Here is a 15,973-nt window from a genome sequence, read left to right as displayed (position 1 = left end):
AGGTTGCGCGACGGTGACAACACTCTGCAACTGGAATTCGCGCCCGGGATCACCGTCGTATCCGGTGGCAACGGTGCTGGTAAGTCGAGCACACTCGGGGCCATCTGGAAGTGCCTAAAGGGCGAGTCCGGCACCTCTCGACGACTGCCGTACTGGCTCGCAGGCGTCGAGATCACGGGCCTCCACGACGGCGCAGCATGGACGGCGTCGTTCGACGCGAAAGAATCGACCTACCTGGGACAGTGTCCAGTCTCCGTCGAATACATTGATCCATCGGCGGAAACCGAACGTATCCTTACCCTGTTCCGCGAAGACGATCATCCCGACGATCTGACCGAGGGTGTCGATCCCACAGAGCTCGACGCGGAGCACGTCGAGTTGCTCTCGTATGTACTGAGGCGACACTACGAGAAGATTCGGGTTTTCGAAGTGACCGCGTTCAGCGACGACGACGAACCTGTTCCCTTTTTCGAAGTTGTGTCCATGGGTAGCACCTATGGCTTGACGACCATGGGGCGCGGCGAGCTCTCAGCGACTTACCTCCTGTGGCGGCTCAACAACATCGAACATGGTTCGATCGTCCTGATCGAAGAGCCGGAAAGCCATCTGGCCATGTACTCTCAGCGCGCCTTGGTGGAATCGATGATCGCCACCGTTGTGAGCCGTGACTTGACCGTGGTCGTTTCCAGCCATTCGCCAAGCTTCATCCGATCGCTACCGTCCAAGAATGTCGTCTTGCTGAATTCCTCGCCAATTCCCTCGATCCGCGCCGGACTCGACGCCTCCGAGGTGGCGCTGCATCTCGGGCTCCAACCTGCTTGCGACGCAGTGTTGATGACTGAAGACGTCGTTGCCGAGGGGGTTCTCCGGGAGACCTTGAAAGCACAGGCTCCCGACCTGCTCAACCGCGTTGCCACCCGGTACGTCAGCACTGGAGAATCCGGCCTCAGACGCGTGATCGACGAACTCAAGATCGCGCGCGACGCCCACCAGGACTTCCTGGTTCTGGGGGTTCTCGATGGAGACCAGCGAACTGAAAACCCCGACAAGGATGTCACATTCCTGATCGGCAACGCGGCGCCTGACCAGGTTCTTCGCCAGGCGACGATCCGATGGCGCAACGGCGAGAACGCGGACTGGGCTCCGAGTTTCGTCGAAGACCGCACGCGGTTCGAGATGGCACTTGAGGCTCTTGACGGGTACGACCACCACGATTGGATCACCGAACTCGCGAAGAAGTTCGGCGGATACGGGAGAATCCTGGGGGATCTTGTCCAATTGTGCCTTCGAGACGAGGGCTTGACTTCCAACGCCGAGCAACTCATCGACTGGCTTCGCGACAGGTTGAAGTAGTCGACATAGTTCGACGTCGCTCGCCACTCCACAAACCACGTCCGGCCGATTGCTCGCCACCACTAGCGGACCGTGATGCGTCGGCCCGGAAGCGTTCGTGTTCGGCCCACAGCGCGGCGTAGCGACCGCCCGAGGCGAGGAGGGCGGCGTGGCGGCCGGACTCTGCCACGTGGCCGTCGGCGAGCGCAGACGTGGGTCCTCCTCGAGGAGGACGATCGGGGTGTCCTTCAGCAGCGTCTGGGCGATAGCGACGCGATCAAGTTGCCCGCCGAGCCGGAGCCGGCCGGTCTCGCCGACGCGGGCGCCCCGGCCGAGGGGCGACCTTGTTGTCAAGAGTGTTTCGCGAGGACCCGGTCACCACCGCCGGGGTTGCCGCGCCGCCGGTGTCGTGAGCGCCAGCACGAGGATGCCGATCGCCACGGCCAGCCAGGGCAGTCCGTCCAGCGCGAACGCGCGCAGGGTGTCTGGACCGCCCTCGTACAGCAGGTAGACGTCGACCTCGGGCAGGACCGTCGCGGCGAACAGCTCCACGATGGCCAGGGCACTGCCGACGATCAAGCACATCCGCGCGGCCGGCCGGCTCCGCAGGACCGCGATCGCGCCGGCCGGCAGGACTCCCGTCACGGCCAGGTTGAGCACGACGGTCGCCCCACCGGAAACAACCTCCCCGTCGACGACGGCGATGAGCCCGCACATCGCGCTGATGAACGCGGCGATGCTGCAGATGATCGCCAGCACGCCGGTCACGACCGCCGTGCCTCCCGCCGGGCTCCGCGGGGCGCTTCGGACCGGCGCGGCCGGAAAGTGCGGACCGGGATACTGCGGATACGTCATGCCCTCCCCTTTGCGTTGTCCGGGCATCGTGCCAGGCGACGGCGACCGGCCGCGCGTAAACGCCTTGAGTCCCACCGATCGGGGCCGGAAGAATGCCTCCGGTGCAAGCCCGCTACACCGGACGTCTCCGCCTCGAAGCGGTCGGCCCCGAGCTGGCCGACGATCTGTTCCGCCTCCACCAGGACCCGGGCATCGCCCGCTGGTACGGCGCATGGACGGCCGAAGACGCCCTGCGGACCGCCACGGAGATGGGCCGGTCCTGGCACTCCGACGGCGCCCACAAATGGCTCGCGTACGACCGCGCCGACGGCGTTCTGATCGGCCGCGGTGGCCTCTCCCGCACCCGCGACGGGCAGTGGGAACTCGGCTGGGCCGTGCGCGAGTCGTTGTGGGGCCGCGGCTACGCCACGGAAATCGGCCGGGCCGGCCTGGAGTTCGCCTGGGGCGAGCTGGCCGCGTCACGGGTCATCTCGTTCACCGAGGTCCACAACGGACGGTCGCGAGCCGTCATGGAGCGGCTCGGGTTCCGGTACGACCGTGACATCAGCCATCGCGGCGAGCCGTTCGTGTTGTACGTGCTCGACAAGCCTTGATTCAGCTCGCCAGGGTCGCAGACGGCCTACGCGGCCCGGGGTTCGATCCGCGTCCCGCTCGGGACCGTGACCGACAGGAGGTCGCTGGGGGCGTCGAGCTCGAGGCGGTGCCACCGTCCACACGGGACGACCGCCGCGGTGCCCGGGGTGAGGGTGGCCGGGGTGTCGTCGTCGCGCAGGTACAGGCGGAAGCCACCGCTGAGGCAGCAGACGAGCTCGTCGGCGGCGGCGTGGATCTCCCAGTGGTCGGAGTGGACATCGTCGTCGGTGGTGGCGTGGAAGGTCATCAGGTGCCAGTCGTCGGGCTCGCCGTCGACCGTGCGGGGTGTCGCGGCCGCGTGGCCGTCGGCGGTCAGGTGCAGGAAGGAGGTGAACAGGTCGATCGGGGTCATGGGTTTCCTTTCGGTGGTGGGTCAGGCGGTGAGGCCGCGGCGGAGGGCGTCGGCGAGTTCGGCGATCTGGCGCTGTGACACCTCGGCGGACAGGATCGCCTGCGAGCCGTGGAAGGTGCCGGGCCACTGGTGCAGCTCGGCGGAGACGCCCGATTGCAGCAGGCGCAGCGCGTACGTGATGCCCTCGTCGCGAAGCGGGTCGAACTCGGCGGTGGCGACGTACGCGGGCGGCAGGCCGGCGAGGTCGGCCGCCCGCGCGGGGGCGGCGTAGGGCGTGCCAGGGGCGCCGCCGAGGTAGTGGCGCCAGGTCGCGGCGAGCTTGTCGCGTGTCATCCACGGCGTGTCGGTGAAGGTGCGCGCCGACCAGGTGTCCTGGCGGTCGTCGAGCTCGGGCTGGTTGAGCAGCTGGAAGCGGATCGCGGGCCCGTGCTCGTCGCGGGCCCGCAGTGCGATCGCGGCGGCGATCCCGGCGCCCGCGCTGTGCCCGCCGACGGCGATGCGGGCCGGGTCGAGGCCGAGCTCCGCCGCGTTCTTCGCGGCCCAGGTCAGGGCCGCGTACGCGTCGTCCACGGCGGCCGGGAACGGGTGTTCCGGAGCCCGCCGGTAGCCGACGGAGATCACCACAGCGCCGGCGACGTCGGCGATGCGCGCGGCCCACGGGTGCTCCGTGTCGAGGTCGCCCATGACGAAGCCGCCGCCGTGCAGCCAGATGATCGCGCCGTGGGCCTGCCGCGGCCGGTAGAGGCGCACGGGGACGTCGCCGTCGGCGGTGTGGTCCTCGACCGTGAGGCCCGAGGTGTCCGGCGGCGGCGCGGAGGCGGACAGGCCGGCGAGCTTCTCGCGGGCGACGACCGGATCGTCCAGGTCGGCGGGCGGGAACAGCGGGAGGAAGGCTTCGAGTTCCGGGTTCATGCCGACGATCCTGCCGTCGCCCGGGCGCCGCGTCGCCCGCCGGGCGTCGCGCGAAATCGCCTGATGACGCGACGCTCGCCGCGTACGCTGCCGGGTATGGAGGCGTTGGTCGTCCGGCTGTCGCAGCTGGACTCGGAGGCCGAGGGCGCGATCCGCGTCGTGATGTTCTACGACACGCTGATCCGCCGGCGCGTCGACCTGGCTGCGCTGGCCCGGGCGTCGGCGGGCCTGGCCGAGTGCGTGGCCGGCATCCGGCTCGACGGCACCGGGCAGACGTTCCGCGTCGCCCCGGACGGCCCCGCGCCGCCGGCCGGCCACGCGTCGACCACGGTCGCCATCACGCTGGACGACGAGCAGATCGGCGCGGTCTGGCTGGAACGCCCGTCGCCACTGCCCCTCGACCGGCTGCTGCTCGACCGCCTGGCCATCGCCGCGGCCGCCGTCGTCGAACGCTACGGCCCCGCCCGCACCACCATGGCCGACCCGGCCCTCGTCGAGCTCGCCATCAGCCCCGGCACCGACGACGCCGCCCGCGCGCGGGCCCTGCGCCTGCTCGGCTTCACGGCGGACGCGGTCGACCCGGCCGGCGCGGCTGTCCGCGTCGTCGCCGTGCGCTCGCCGCTGCCCCTCGACCAGCTCGGCGCCCTGGTGAGCCCCGGGCGCCCCGTGAAGGCGGCTCCGCTGGGCGAGGTGGGCGTCCTGCTCCTCACCGCCGTCGACGCCTCGCGCTTCCCGCCGGACGTGCGGGCGGGGATCGGGTCTCCCGGGCCGCTGCCGCGCTCGTGGCTGTCCGCCCGGACGGCGCTGCGCTTCACGACCCCGCGGCAGCCCGTCGTGGACTACTGCTCGCTCGGCGCCCTGGCCCTGCTCGCCCACGTCCCCGGCGACGCCGCCCGCGACAACACCGACGTGGCCGCCCTCGCCGGCCTCGCCGCCGACGACCTGAACACCCTCGACGCCTACTGCTCCACCGGCTCCGTCCGCCGCGCCGCCGACGTGCTGCACCTGCACCACAGCAGCGTCGCCCGCCGCCTCGACCAGCTCGGCAAAACCCTCGGCTACAGCCTGGTCTCCCCCACGGGCCCTGCGCGCGCCCAACTGGCCCTCACCGCCTGGCGGCTTCTGGAGGCCTGACTCACCGCGAGACGAGGACGGTCTCGCCGTCGCAGCAGGAGATCACCACACCGGCGACGTTCCGGACGCGGCCCTGGAGGATGTCGTGCTTGAGCGTGGCCGGATCCGCGGCGCAACGCACCATCAGCAAGACCGGGAACTGCCAGTGGCTCATCCCTTGCAGGATCCCGGTCAAGGCTCCCGAAGACGCCACGGTGAACACGGAGACCTCCAGGTCGACGCTCACGGGATCCGCGGGCATCGCCGGAACCTCGTCCGCCGGATACACGTTCGGATCCCCGGCACGGCTCAGCCGGTCCTCCACCAGCACCGTGGAAAAGTCCACGGTCGCCCGCAAGAAGTCGGCGGCGGCCGGGAAGTCCGCGGTACGCCCGAATCCCCGGAGGAGATCCGACACCCGCACGCCCTGCGGCTCCAGCACACCCCAGCGCGAAATCGAACTCGCTGCGCGCCGCACCGCCGGAGGAGAACCTTCGAGAACGCACTGCAGCCACGCGCCGACTCGATCACCCAGGTGATCGACGTCGACCGGTTCCACCTTCACGTCCCGAAGCTTACGGGCGCACAGCGACTACGCGATGGGGCAAGATCGGCCCGTGGCCGAAGTCGGAGAGCTGCCGTCCGCGCGGTTGGCGCATTACGTGGGCCGGGGAGCGGCGGGCGGAGCGTGTACCGGATGGTCCCGATTCCCGTGCGGCGTGGGGAGGGGGTCGTGGAGGTGACGCTCGCGTGCGGGTTCTGCGGGGCGGGCGTGCCGGTGAGGGTGCTGGACGTCCGGACCACGCGGCGCAAGCGGGCGTGGTGGCTGGCGCTGGGGTTGGGGCTCGTCGCGGCCGCCGTCGTGGGGACGGTGGCCGGGCGGTTCGACAGTCCCGGGTACGCGGTGCCGGGGATCGCGGTGGCGTATGTGGGGTTGTGGTTGCGGTACCTGGACGACGGGGTGCGCATCGAGGGCGAGTACCTGTTCCAGCCGTACAACCGGCGCGGCCATTCGATCCGGCCGGCGGACTTCGGGCGCGAGCACCACGAGCCCGAGCGCGCGGACCGGCCGGCGCGGTGAGGGCCGGGGCGTCCACTTCGGTCGGAAGAAACTTCCGGAACCGGTGAACCGCACGGGATCCGGCAGCCGTGTCCTCGTCGAGTCGCCCGGACGAACCGGGTGCCAAGGACAACGGGGAGTGTTCTCATGTTCCGCAAGCAGGCGATGTTCCTGGCCGCTTTCGCCGCGGCGGGTGCCGCGGTGCTGTCCGCGTGCGGCGCGGGCAGCGACGGCGCGACGACCGCACCGGCGGGGGCCGACAACCTGCGCGCCGCCGCGGCCGCGCCGGCCGGGGCGCTGAGCGCGACCAGCGCGACCCTCTTCGACGACGCCGCGTTCTCCGACAACGGCGCCTCCCAGGGCATCTCCGGCAAGGGCTGCCAGACGCTGGCCCGGCCCAAGGTCACCTCGTCGCTGACCGCGACCGGCACGCTGAAGCTGTGGAGCGGCGCGAACTGCACCGGCAAGTCGATCACCGTCACCGGCAACGTGAGCAACCTCGCGAAGCTCGGCTTCGACAACAAGACCGTGTCGGTGAAGCTGGCCGGCGACGACACCAGCGGCAACAACAACGGCAGCACCGGCAACGGCGGAAACAACAACGGGGGCAACAACGGCGGCACCGCCAACGCCAACCTCACCTCCACCTTCGCCCTCCTCGACAGCGGCAAGAACTTCTCCGAGCCCGACGGCTCCCAGGTCGCCAGCGACAAGGGCTGCAACGAGGTTCGCAACCCCGACCTCGTCCGCTCCATCGACGCCGACGGCACCTACAAGATCTGGACCGGCGCGGGCTGCACCGGCAAGTCGATGCTGATCACGGGCGACGCGCCCGACCTCGAGAAGATCGGCTTCGACCGCCAGGTCGCCTCGATCCGCCTCGCCGGCTGACCCGGCAAGCACAACGCGCAAGCACAACAAACGAGAGCGCCGAAGGGATCCCCCGGGGTCCCTTCGGCGTTTCCGCGCACGGTCAGGAAAACACCGAGTCGTACTGCGCACGCGCGAAGCGGAACGGCCCCAGCCCGGCGTAACTCTCGCGGGACACCTCGGGGTCGTAGTCGGTCTGCCAGCCGAAGTCGCGCCACACGACCTCATCGGCGGTCCGTTCGACGACCACCGTCACCGCGCCACAACCGAGATCGCCGCACTCCGGGCAGACGAACAACGGCACGCGGCCGTCGGGCAGCGTTGGTGTGTTCTCCCGGGCACAGGATCTGAAGGTGTTCGTCGGCGACGGCAAGTGGCCCGACCGGGTCGTGATCGTCCTGACGGCCCGCTGAACCACCGTCGTCGCTGGTGCGGGGTGCCCGAATCGGGCAGAGTCGGCGGTATGCGTAGATTCCTGACCGCCGGGTTGCTGGCCGGCTCGTTCGCCCTGGTCGCCCTCGCCGTGCCTGCCACCGCGGCGGCGGCCGCCCCGCCCGGGTGGTGTCTCGGGCCGGGGCCGTGCACGGTGACCACCGACGGCTGGTGCTTCGGTGACACGCCGTGCGACCGCGTCCACAGCCCCGACGGCTGGTGCCTCAACCCGTCCGAGGACATCTGCCGGCGTTATTGACCCGGACCGTGCAACCTCCGGGACCACCCGGCTCGTATGGGACGGCGACGAGAGGGGTGGCGTGGCGGATCGGGCGAGTTTCACCGACGTGGCGCGGGACCGGGCGCCGCGGTGGCGGCGGGTGTCGTTCCTGCTGTGCGGGGACTGGGCGTTGGCCGAGGACATCGTGCAGGTGACGTTGCTGCGGCTGTACAAACGCTGGCAGCGCCTCGACCCGGCGGGCATCGACGCCTACGCGCGCCGCGTCATGGCGCGGCTGGCGATCGACGCCGCGCGCCGGCCGCACCGTCGGGCGGAGGTGCTGACGGCGCCGCCCGAGCGGCCGCGCGCGGACGTGGTGCCCGACGACGGCGCCGACGTCCGCGCCGCGCTGGACACGCTGGGGTCCCGGCAGCGGGCGGTGCTGGTGCTGCGGTTCTACTGCGACCTCTCGGTGGCTGACACCGCGAAGACGTTGCGCATCACCGAAGGCACCGTGAAATCCCAGTCGGCCCGCGCTCTCGCCACCCTGCGGACGCTGCTGTCGGAAGGAGCCAGCTCATGACCCGGGACCTGCTCGACCGGGCCCTCGGCTCCGACGAACCGCCGCTGGGGCTGGACTTCGAGGCGATCGAGGCCCAGGGCGCACGCTCGGTGCGGCGCCGGGCGCGGCTGGCGCTCGCCGGAACGGCCGCGGTCGTGGTCGGGGCCGCGTTGGGGGCGGTCGCGGTGCTGCAGCACCCGCAGGCGTCCCCGGCGTCGTCCGGGCAGATCACCTACGCCAAGCCCAACGACCGCGAGATCGCCTACTGCTACCACACCGCGGACATCACGAGCGACGCGCCGGGCCAGCACGTCGGGGCCGGGATCAACGGCAACAGCCCCAACGGCCGTGGCGACATCGCCGCCGTGATCGAGGACATCTGCGCCACGGCTTGGCGAGACGACTACTACGAATGGCACAGCCCCACCGTGCCGCCGCTGGTCGCGTGCGTCCTCACTTCCGAGGCGGTCGAAGCCCAAGCGGGCGCCGTGGCCGTGTTCCCCGGCGACGAGCGGACCTGCGCGGCCATGGGCCTGCCCGTCGCGGACCTGAACCGATGACCGACCCCGCCTGGCTCCGGGCCCAATGGGACAAGTACGCCCCGCACTACGACCGCAGCATCGGCTTTCTCGAACGCCTCCAGTTCGCCGGCGGCCGCGAATGGGTCTGCGCGCAGGCGAGCGGAGACGTGCTGGAGGTGGCCATCGGCACGGGGCTCAACCTGGGCCACTATCCGGCCGACGTCCGCGTGACCGGTCTCGACCTCAGCCCGGCCATGCTGGAGCTGGCGAAGCGTCGCGCCGACGACCTCGGCCGGCCCGTGACGCTGCGCCAGGGAGGCGCCGAAGCGCTCCCGTTCCCCGACGCCGGCTTCGACACCGTCGTCTGCACCCTCGGCCTCTGCGGCTTCCCCGACGACCGCGCCGCCCTCGCCGAGATGCACCGCGTCCTGCGTCCGGGCGGCGCGTTGCTGCTGCTCGACCACGTCGGCAGCCACCACCGCCCGCTGCACTGGGCCCAGGGGCTCCTGGAACGGGTGACCCTCCGCCAGATCGGCGACCACCAGACCCGCCGTCCCCTGCCCCTCGTCATCGACGTCGGCTTCGAGATCACGAAGGCGGAGCGGCTCAAACTCGGGACGGCGGAACGGCTCGTGGCCCGAAAGCCGGCCTGAACACGACAGTGGTCCCGGCCAAGCGGCCGGGACCACCGTCAGCAGAACGTCAGCAGCTGATGCTGCCCTTCCGCAACGCGTGTCCGCCGTCGTTGCTGTCGTCGGACCAGTACACCGGCTTCGAGCCGCCCGAGCACTCGCTCGCGGGGGCGACGGAGAAGCCTTCGTTGTTGTAGTTCGACATCCCGCTCGGCCGGTTGTACACCGCGGCCGTCGTGAAGGAGCCCGACGAGACCTGGAACGTGCGGTGCTGCCCGTCGCACGTGTCGTCGCAGACGGCCCACAGGCGGGAGGCCTGCGGTTCCCACTGCAGCTCCATCACGCCGTCCATCCCGCTGCTGAAGGAAGCCACGCGGGTGAACGCGCCGGAGTCCTGCAGCACGTAGCCGTAGATCATGCCCGTGCCCTCGACGCCGACGAAGAACACGCCGCCGGTGTGGGAGCCGTAGCGGCCGGGGGAGTAGGCCGCGCCCGTGGAGGAGTCCTTGAAGCCCGCCGCGGTCAGCGACGCGTCCGGCACCCAGGTGACGCCCTCGAAGCCCGAGTTGGAGTCGACCGACGGCAGGTCCGACGTCAGGTTCCATTCCTGCGCCGCGTTCAGCGTGGTCGCCGAGCCGCTGACGTCGTAGCGCAGCACGGAAAGCCGGCTGGTGCCGGACTTGTCGCCGTCGCGCTCGGTGGCCACGAAGACGCCGGCCGAGGAACCGGAGCCGGTGACCGTGACGCCCTCGTCGTCGGGCGTGCCGGAGCCGTTGGGGAAGTGCAGCTTCTTGCCCGAAGACCAGCCGGACGCGGTGTCCGGCTTCCAGCCGCCGGAGCCGTTGGACACGAGGCGCCACAGCTTCCCGGAGTTCTGGGCCGCCCACAGCACGCTGCCCTCTTGGTACAGACCGGAAAGGTCCTCGCCGAAGACGTTCGACGCGTCGGCCGTCGACACCGAACCGCTGCCCGGCCACGCGACCGGCGAGGTGCCCTGGCCCGCGCCGCCGCACGCGTTCGGCCCGCCCAGCGTCAGCGCGGACGCCTGGCGGAACGAGCCCGTGCCGTCGGGGCAGCGCGACCACGACGGGTCGGAGTGCTCGTCCCAGCCGAAGCTGTCGACGAGGGTGCTGCCGTTGGCGAGGTAGAGGCGCGCCTCGTCCTCGGAGCCGAGGCCGAACGCGTCGTGCACGTCGAACGCGCGGAACGCGCCCGGCGCCAGCGTGGTGCCGGACGGGATCTTGAACTTCGAGCCGTTGTCGTCGTCCTTGAGGATCCACCCCGAGAGGTCGGCGGTCGCGGTGCCCTTGTTGTAGAGCTCGATCGAGTCGTTGACGTCGCCGGTCGTCACCACCTCGTTGATCCGGACGTCGTCGGCAGGCGCCGCACTGGCCGCGGGCGCGGTGAGCGCACCGAGGACCAGCACGGGTCCGGCGACGGCGACGAGGGGGCGACGGAGGCTGCGGTGCCACCGGCGAACGCGTGAATCGGTCACGGAATCCGTCCTGAGGTCGGGGAACAGGGCCACCCGACAGTTCCGACCCGGGCCGAACACGCGCCCTCCCGCGGATGATCGCGGTGTGAACGCTGGACGAACGCGCGAACTCGGTGGCTCGCCGTTCCACTGTGTGGTTACCTCGGCCGGTGAACGTGCTCCGTCTGGTCCCGTCGGTACGCCCGGGTGAGGTATTCCCCGGAGGCGCCATCCGGACGCACCGCGAGTACCTGGACTTCGAGATCGACGGCGCGCGGCTCGGCGAGTCGTTGCGTTCCCGGGGCGACGACGTCATCGCGGTCGCGCCCGCCGATCTCGGCTCGCAGCTCGGCACTGTCGTCGAAGTCGTGCACCGTCACCGCGGACGAAGGTGTCTCGAGAACGCCTTCGAGCTTCGGCACCAGGCCCTCGGTGAACTCCGGCGGCGCCTCGTCGTGGAAGACGTCGACGCGAACCGGGCCGTTGACCGAGGGACGCACCAAGACGTAGAGGCGTACTCCGAATCGGCAAGCTGCGCGCCCGGAAACGCCGCAGATCCCATGCTGCCCCCATATGTCCGATTCATCCCGGAGAACCCTACCCAGCCCCGGCGAACGACAGCGCCGAACGGGCGCGCGTTTGGGATACTCCCCTCTGCCCCACGAAGGGAGACGGCTGGTGGTGACGCGGGAGCACGACGTCGCGGCGCGGCGGTGGCTGCAGCCGGAAGCCGGGGCCGGAAGGGGCAGTGACCAGGCGTTCTTCCGGAGGCGGCGCGACCTGGTCGCCGTGGCCGAGCGGGCCGTGCGGGTGCTGCGGGGGCAGTCGGTGCAGTACCTCGACGTGGCGGACGACGTGGTGCGCCGGGTGGTCGTGGACGTCACCGACGGCGACGGACGGCTGGCGCGGCTGGACGTGGTCGATACCGCCGCGCCGTTCGGGCTGACCGTGCGTGAGCTGCAGGTGGCCACGGCCGTCGCGGGTGGGCTGGGCAACCAGGACATCGCCGGGGCGCTGCAGTGCTCACGGCGGACGGTGGCGACGCACCTCGAGCACATCTTCACCAAGACCGGCACGAATTCCCGCGTCACCGTGGCGACGCTGCTGGCCGAGCACGACGCGTACGCGGCGCCGTTGCCCACCAGGGAACTGGTGCTGCCGGCGACGCTGATGGCGCTCCTGCAAGAGAAACCCAGGACAAAGCCGCGCACCGCCAAGCCCCGTCCCGCGCTCATCGGCGCGGTCTACGCGGCGGCCGCCGGCCCCGAGGTCGTGGCGATGCGCCGCGGGGACAAGCTGGCCGTCACCGAGCTGAACGCGCGGGGCGGCGTCGCGGGGCGGCAGGTGGAGCACGTGGCGCTCGGGGCGACGCCCGACGGCCTGCTGGACGCCGTCGAGGAACTGGCAGGGCGCGGCGTGGACGCCGTCGTATTCGGCAACTTCCCGCTGAGCTACGCGCGCAGGGCCATCGCGACGGCGGCCGCGGCCGGGGCACCCGTGTTGCACAGCATGACCGGGCCCGCGCTGTCCGACGACGTGCACGCGGACCCGCGCGGTCTCGGCGCCGTGTTCCAGGTCTGTTCCACCGAATCCGCTTACGTGCAGGGGCTTCTGCGCACGCTCCCCCACCTCGACCACGGGCGCCGACGCCGGCTGGCGGTGCTGCCGCGCGAGAGCACGTTCGACGCGTCGATCCCGGAGCAGGTCGAGCGCCACGCCGCGGGGGCGGGCTGGGAGCTGGTGTTCGCCGAGCCGGTGCCCGACCACACCCGCGATTTCAGCGCAATCGTGCGGCAGCTGGAGCGCGCGAAAGCCGACGCCGTCTCATTGTCGAGCTTTCCGGAGCCGACGCTGCGCGCGTTCCTCGCCGCCGCCGAACCGCTGCGAGACCGCACGCTCGTGCACGTCGCCTGGTCGCCCGCCGCCCCCGGCTTCACGGACCGGTTCCGTTCGCTGTCCGACGGGCTGCTGTGGTCGACGGTCATCGGCAACGTCGACAGTCCCGCCTGCCACGCGTTCGAACAGCGCTACCGCGCGGCCTACGGCGGCGAACCCGGCCTGGGCGCCGCGGCGGTGCACTTCGACATGGTCAACGTGCTCGCCCAGGTCTGGAGCCAGGTCAGCCGGCCGTGGGACTTCGCGGCGGTGCGGCGGCAGCTGCGGTCGGTCGCGTCGTTCGGCGTGACCGGCGCGCACCAGTTCCTCGGCCGCGGCCAGCGCGGCCTGAGCTACCCCGACGACACCGGCGACCCCACCCGCGGCCACCCCCACCTCGTCTACCGCATCGAAGGCGGCACCCACCGCCGCCTGGCGCCGGCGCTGCTCAGCTGAGCCACGACGGCCCGGTCACCGACCCGATGCCGTCCCCGCCGTCGACCGGCACCGAGCGCCCGTTGACCCACGACGCGTCCTCGCTCAGCAGCCACGCGACGGCCGCGGCGATCTCGTCGGGCCGGCCCAGCCGCCCGCTCGCGCTCGCCGCCTCGACCCCCTCGACGTACGAGCGCGGCACGGGGTTCACCTGCGAGCCGACGTCGATGAAGCCGGGCGCGACGGCGTTGCAGCGGATGCCGTCGCGCCCGTGTTCCAGCGCGAACGCCCGCACCAGCGCGTCCAACGCGGCCTTCGACGCGGCGTACACGGCGGTGCCCGGCCGCGCCCGCGTCGCCGCGCCACTGCTGACGAACACCATCGCCCCGGGTCGCCCCGCAGCCACACGCTCGCGCACGAACTGCGCGCCCGCCGCGAACGCCGAGCGCGCGTTCACCGTCAGGACCCGGTCGAACAGCTCCTCGTCGCCGTTCGAGACGGGCGCGGCGGGATACAGGCCCGCCGCGTGCACGAGCGCGTCGAACCCATCGTGCGCACCCTGCAACCGCGCCACCGCCGACGCCACGTCCGGCCGCGCCAGATCCAGCTCGGGCAGGTCCGCGCCGACGACCGTCCACCCGTCCGCGGTCAGCCGCGAGCCGATCGCCCGGCCCAAGCCACCACGGGAACCCAGCAGCAGCACCGATTTCGCCACGGGTCACCGCCCTTCGAGGAGCGGCCGGAACCGCCGGGCGACGTCCACACAGTGCTCGAACTCCACACCCAGCTCCCGGCAGCCGACGACGAATCGCTCCAGCGCCGCCATCCGCGCACCGCGGCCGACCACCTGCGGGTGCAGCGTCACCGTGGTCACGCCGCCGGGCACGGTCTCGGTCATGTAGCGCACGTCGCGCAGGAACCGCCCGAACATCGCGTCCGCGTCCTGCAGCCCCGGCATCACGCCCTGCGGCAGGCGCAGGTACTCCAGGTGCGGGTAGTCGTCCAGGGTCCACGACACCGGGAGCTCGACGATCGAGGAGGCCGCCCCGAACTGATAAGGACCGCCGGGATCGCAGACGTCCCCCGAACGCGCGAAGTACGGCTCGAAATCCGTGCCCATCAGCGAAGAGTCGTACTCCACGCCCAGCTCGCCGAGGATCTCGACGGTGTTGTCGGTGAAGTCCCAGCTCGGCGTCCGGTGCCCGGCCGGCGGCGCGCCCGTGAGCTGCTCGATCAACGCCGCCGAGCGCCGGTTCACGGCCAGCTCGGCACCCCGATCCAAAGTGGACACCGGTTCGTGCGCGTAGCCGTGCAGCGCGATCTCGTGTCCCGCCGCGGCGACGGCCGAGCACTGCGCCGGGTACGTCTCCAAAGTGTGCCCGGGAATGAAAAACGTCGACGGCACCGAGTGGCGCTCCAGCAGGTCCAGGATGCGGCCGATCGCGTACGCGCCGAACTCCCCTCGCGACACCGGTCCGGGCGTCACCTGGCCACGCGCGATCCACAGGGAGATGGCGTCGAAGTCGAACGTCAAGCAGACCGTGGCACTCATGCGACGGCGACCTCCTCCGGCTCGAACTCGGTGCGTCCGGCGGGAGTGCCGTCGAAGAGCCGGTCGAGGTCCCAGCGGGTGTAGGCGTGCCGGCTCGGCGGCCCGGGCGCGATCCACAGCACCCGATCGGTCAGGTCCATCACCAGCGAGTACACCGTGCAGAACTTCTCCGCCGCAGGCACGTCCGGGTCGGGGTGGCGGCAGATGCCGTCCGGGAACGACCACTCGTCGCGCAGCGTCGCCACGACGTCGGCCACCCGCACGCGCCGCTCGTCCAGCGCGGGTTCCAGCAGGTGCCGCGCCCGGGCCGGCCGCAACTGCGTCAACGCGCTCGTGGCGGCTTTCTTGTCCTGCAACGGAAGGTTCGCCTGGAAGTGGTTGGAGTGCGTGATCAGCCCCTGCTCCGGCAGCAACGCACCGAAGACGCCGGGCGCGAGCTCGAAGTCGATGGACTCGCCGCCCGCGTCGGCGAGCAGCACGTTGCCCGAGGAAATCCGCTCGACGGGCAGCAACCGTTTGTGCGCCAGGGACATCGTCGGCGACTGCAGCACGCCGCGCAGCAGGTAGTGGTACGGCACGCCGCGCCCGCCGTGATCGAGGTCGGAGATCAGCAGATTCGCGCACACGCCCAGGCCCGCGGAGTTGAGGCCGCTCTTGGCGAGCATGCCCGCCTCGGTCAGCGACAGCACGGAGAACCCGGACTCGTCGCGCGTGGCCAGCAGGAACGTGACCTCGGCCTGCTCCGGGTGCCAGTCCCAGTTCTGCGCGAGCAGCGTGTGGCCGTCGGCGGTGTAGCGCGGCAGCACGGACACCGACGTGCAGCCTTCGTCGCGGTAGCCGGTGCCGTAGAGCATTTCGGTGCGCGCGTTCAGGGCGGCCAGGCGGTGCGCCGGGTGGCCGGAGCCGCCGGCCATGCCGTGGAGCATCGCCGCGATCTCGGGGACATAGGACTCGGCGACGTCGAGGTAGATCCGGCCCCAGCGGTCGATGTCGGCGTCGGACAGGCCGGCGTCGTCGTGGAAGCGGCCGACGTAGGTGGCGAGGCTGCGGTCGATGAGGTCGGCGGTCCGCGCGCCGAGCTGCTCGCCCATCTGCCGGTAGCTGCCCTGCACGACGATCAGGCGCGGAGTGGTCATGGCGGTG

20 protein-coding genes are annotated in these 15,973 nt (G+C 71.3%); 10 read left to right on the top strand and 10 right to left on the bottom strand.

The features are described 5' to 3' along the window. The first annotated feature begins 3 nt into the window (after positions 1-3). Entirely contained in the window at positions 4-1,353 is a 1,350-nt protein-coding gene (locus ACQPXB_RS18880) for an ATP-dependent nuclease (RefSeq protein ID WP_432853868.1), read from the top strand. Between the two features lie 354 nt (positions 1,354-1,707). On the opposite strand, the gene ACQPXB_RS18875 is transcribed toward ACQPXB_RS18880, so the two are convergent. Further along, positions 1,708-2,187, bottom strand: coding sequence for a hypothetical protein (locus ACQPXB_RS18875; protein ID WP_432853865.1), 480 nt, complete (start codon positions 2,185-2,187; stop codon positions 1,708-1,710). A 101-nt stretch (positions 2,188-2,288) separates the two neighbouring features. On the opposite strand from ACQPXB_RS18875, the gene ACQPXB_RS18870 reads away from it, so the two are divergent. Then, a complete protein-coding gene (locus ACQPXB_RS18870) occupies positions 2,289-2,780 on the top strand; it encodes a GNAT family N-acetyltransferase (RefSeq protein ID WP_386955495.1) in 492 nt (163 codons plus the stop codon). 26 nt (positions 2,781-2,806) lie between these two features. Here ACQPXB_RS18870 and ACQPXB_RS18865 read toward each other — a convergent pair whose 3' ends face one another. Then, entirely contained in the window at positions 2,807-3,172 is a 366-nt protein-coding gene (locus ACQPXB_RS18865) for a cupin domain-containing protein (RefSeq protein ID WP_432853861.1), read from the bottom strand. A 21-nt stretch (positions 3,173-3,193) separates the two neighbouring features. Beyond that, a complete protein-coding gene (locus ACQPXB_RS18860) occupies positions 3,194-4,084 on the bottom strand; it encodes an alpha/beta hydrolase (protein WP_432853858.1) in 891 nt (296 codons plus the stop codon). Positions 4,085-4,180: 96 nt separating this feature from the next. Between ACQPXB_RS18860 and ACQPXB_RS18855 the strand changes: the two genes are divergently transcribed. Further along, the gene (locus ACQPXB_RS18855; RefSeq protein ID WP_432853855.1) at positions 4,181-5,218 is read left to right on the top strand and encodes a helix-turn-helix domain-containing protein; all 1,038 of its coding nucleotides are present in this window, start codon (positions 4,181-4,183) and stop codon (positions 5,216-5,218) included. Between the two features lies 1 nt (position 5,219). Here ACQPXB_RS18855 and ACQPXB_RS18850 read toward each other — a convergent pair whose 3' ends face one another. Then, positions 5,220-5,762, bottom strand: coding sequence for a hypothetical protein (locus ACQPXB_RS18850; protein WP_432853852.1), 543 nt, complete (start codon positions 5,760-5,762; stop codon positions 5,220-5,222). A 168-nt stretch (positions 5,763-5,930) separates the two neighbouring features. On the opposite strand from ACQPXB_RS18850, the gene ACQPXB_RS18845 reads away from it, so the two are divergent. Beyond that, positions 5,931-6,278: a hypothetical protein gene (locus tag ACQPXB_RS18845; RefSeq protein WP_432853849.1), complete on the top strand. Its 348-nt coding sequence runs from the start codon at positions 5,931-5,933 to the stop codon at positions 6,276-6,278. 126 nt (positions 6,279-6,404) lie between these two features. Next, positions 6,405-7,148, top strand: a complete 744-nt coding sequence (locus tag ACQPXB_RS18840; RefSeq protein WP_366578405.1) for a hypothetical protein — start codon at positions 6,405-6,407, stop codon at positions 7,146-7,148. An 82-nt stretch (positions 7,149-7,230) separates the two neighbouring features. On the opposite strand, the gene ACQPXB_RS18835 is transcribed toward ACQPXB_RS18840, so the two are convergent. Continuing rightward, a complete protein-coding gene (locus ACQPXB_RS18835; RefSeq protein WP_432853846.1) occupies positions 7,231-7,431 on the bottom strand; it encodes a hypothetical protein in 201 nt (66 codons plus the stop codon). 159 nt (positions 7,432-7,590) lie between these two features. Here ACQPXB_RS18835 and ACQPXB_RS18830 point away from each other — a divergent pair, with 159 nt between their 5' ends. The 4 genes from ACQPXB_RS18830 (at position 7,591) to ACQPXB_RS18815 (ending at position 9,515) form a co-directional block, all read left to right on the top strand. Then, entirely contained in the window at positions 7,591-7,818 is a 228-nt protein-coding gene (locus ACQPXB_RS18830; RefSeq protein ID WP_432853843.1) for a hypothetical protein, read from the top strand. Between the two features lie 61 nt (positions 7,819-7,879). After that, on the top strand, positions 7,880-8,362 hold the full coding sequence (locus ACQPXB_RS18825; RefSeq protein ID WP_366578397.1) for an RNA polymerase sigma factor: 483 nt from the start codon (positions 7,880-7,882) through the stop codon (positions 8,360-8,362). Then, positions 8,359-8,901, top strand: a complete 543-nt coding sequence (locus tag ACQPXB_RS18820; RefSeq protein WP_432853840.1) for a hypothetical protein — start codon at positions 8,359-8,361, stop codon at positions 8,899-8,901. The genes ACQPXB_RS18825 and ACQPXB_RS18820 overlap by 4 nt, the downstream gene beginning before the upstream one ends. Beyond that, positions 8,898-9,515: a class I SAM-dependent methyltransferase gene (locus ACQPXB_RS18815; protein WP_432853837.1), complete on the top strand. Its 618-nt coding sequence runs from the start codon at positions 8,898-8,900 to the stop codon at positions 9,513-9,515. Before ACQPXB_RS18820 ends, ACQPXB_RS18815 begins: the two co-directional genes overlap by 4 nt. 49 nt (positions 9,516-9,564) lie before the next feature. Here the strand turns inward: ACQPXB_RS18815 and ACQPXB_RS18810 are convergent, their stop codons facing one another. Together ACQPXB_RS18810 and ACQPXB_RS18805 are read right to left on the bottom strand one after the other, a co-directional pair. After that, positions 9,565-10,989 (bottom strand): lamin tail domain-containing protein, encoded by a 1,425-nt coding sequence (locus tag ACQPXB_RS18810; RefSeq protein ID WP_432853834.1) that lies wholly within the window; start codon positions 10,987-10,989, stop codon positions 9,565-9,567. A gap of 137 nt (positions 10,990-11,126) precedes the next feature. Further along, positions 11,127-11,471, bottom strand: coding sequence for a hypothetical protein (locus ACQPXB_RS18805; protein WP_432853831.1), 345 nt, complete (start codon positions 11,469-11,471; stop codon positions 11,127-11,129). Between the two features lie 175 nt (positions 11,472-11,646). On the opposite strand from ACQPXB_RS18805, the gene ACQPXB_RS18800 reads away from it, so the two are divergent. Further along, a complete protein-coding gene (locus ACQPXB_RS18800; protein ID WP_432853828.1) occupies positions 11,647-13,299 on the top strand; it encodes an ABC transporter substrate-binding protein in 1,653 nt (550 codons plus the stop codon). Here the strand turns inward: ACQPXB_RS18800 and ACQPXB_RS18795 are convergent. From ACQPXB_RS18795 to ACQPXB_RS18785, 3 genes are read right to left on the bottom strand one after another with little or no spacing between them, the layout of a single operon-like run. Then, positions 13,292-13,993, bottom strand: coding sequence for an SDR family NAD(P)-dependent oxidoreductase (locus ACQPXB_RS18795; RefSeq protein WP_432853825.1), 702 nt, complete (start codon positions 13,991-13,993; stop codon positions 13,292-13,294). The two genes, ACQPXB_RS18800 and ACQPXB_RS18795, sit on opposite strands and share 8 nt — an antisense overlap. A 3-nt stretch (positions 13,994-13,996) precedes the next feature. Beyond that, positions 13,997-14,830 carry a polysaccharide deacetylase family protein gene (locus ACQPXB_RS18790; protein WP_432853822.1) on the bottom strand — a complete coding sequence of 278 codons (834 nt, stop codon included), beginning with the start codon at positions 14,828-14,830 and terminating at the stop codon, positions 13,997-13,999. Further along, on the bottom strand, positions 14,827-15,966 hold the full coding sequence (locus ACQPXB_RS18785; protein WP_432853819.1) for a C45 family autoproteolytic acyltransferase/hydolase: 1,140 nt from the start codon (positions 15,964-15,966) through the stop codon (positions 14,827-14,829). The genes ACQPXB_RS18790 and ACQPXB_RS18785 overlap by 4 nt, the downstream gene beginning before the upstream one ends. Positions 15,967-15,973 lie beyond the last annotated feature (7 nt).

It is taken from the genome of Amycolatopsis sp. CA-161197, from assembly GCF_050942255.1.
Classification (GTDB): domain Bacteria; phylum Actinomycetota; class Actinomycetes; order Mycobacteriales; family Pseudonocardiaceae; genus Amycolatopsis.
The sequence above is the reverse complement of the archived record's forward strand: the minus strand, read 5'-3'. Positions and strand labels throughout refer to the sequence as shown.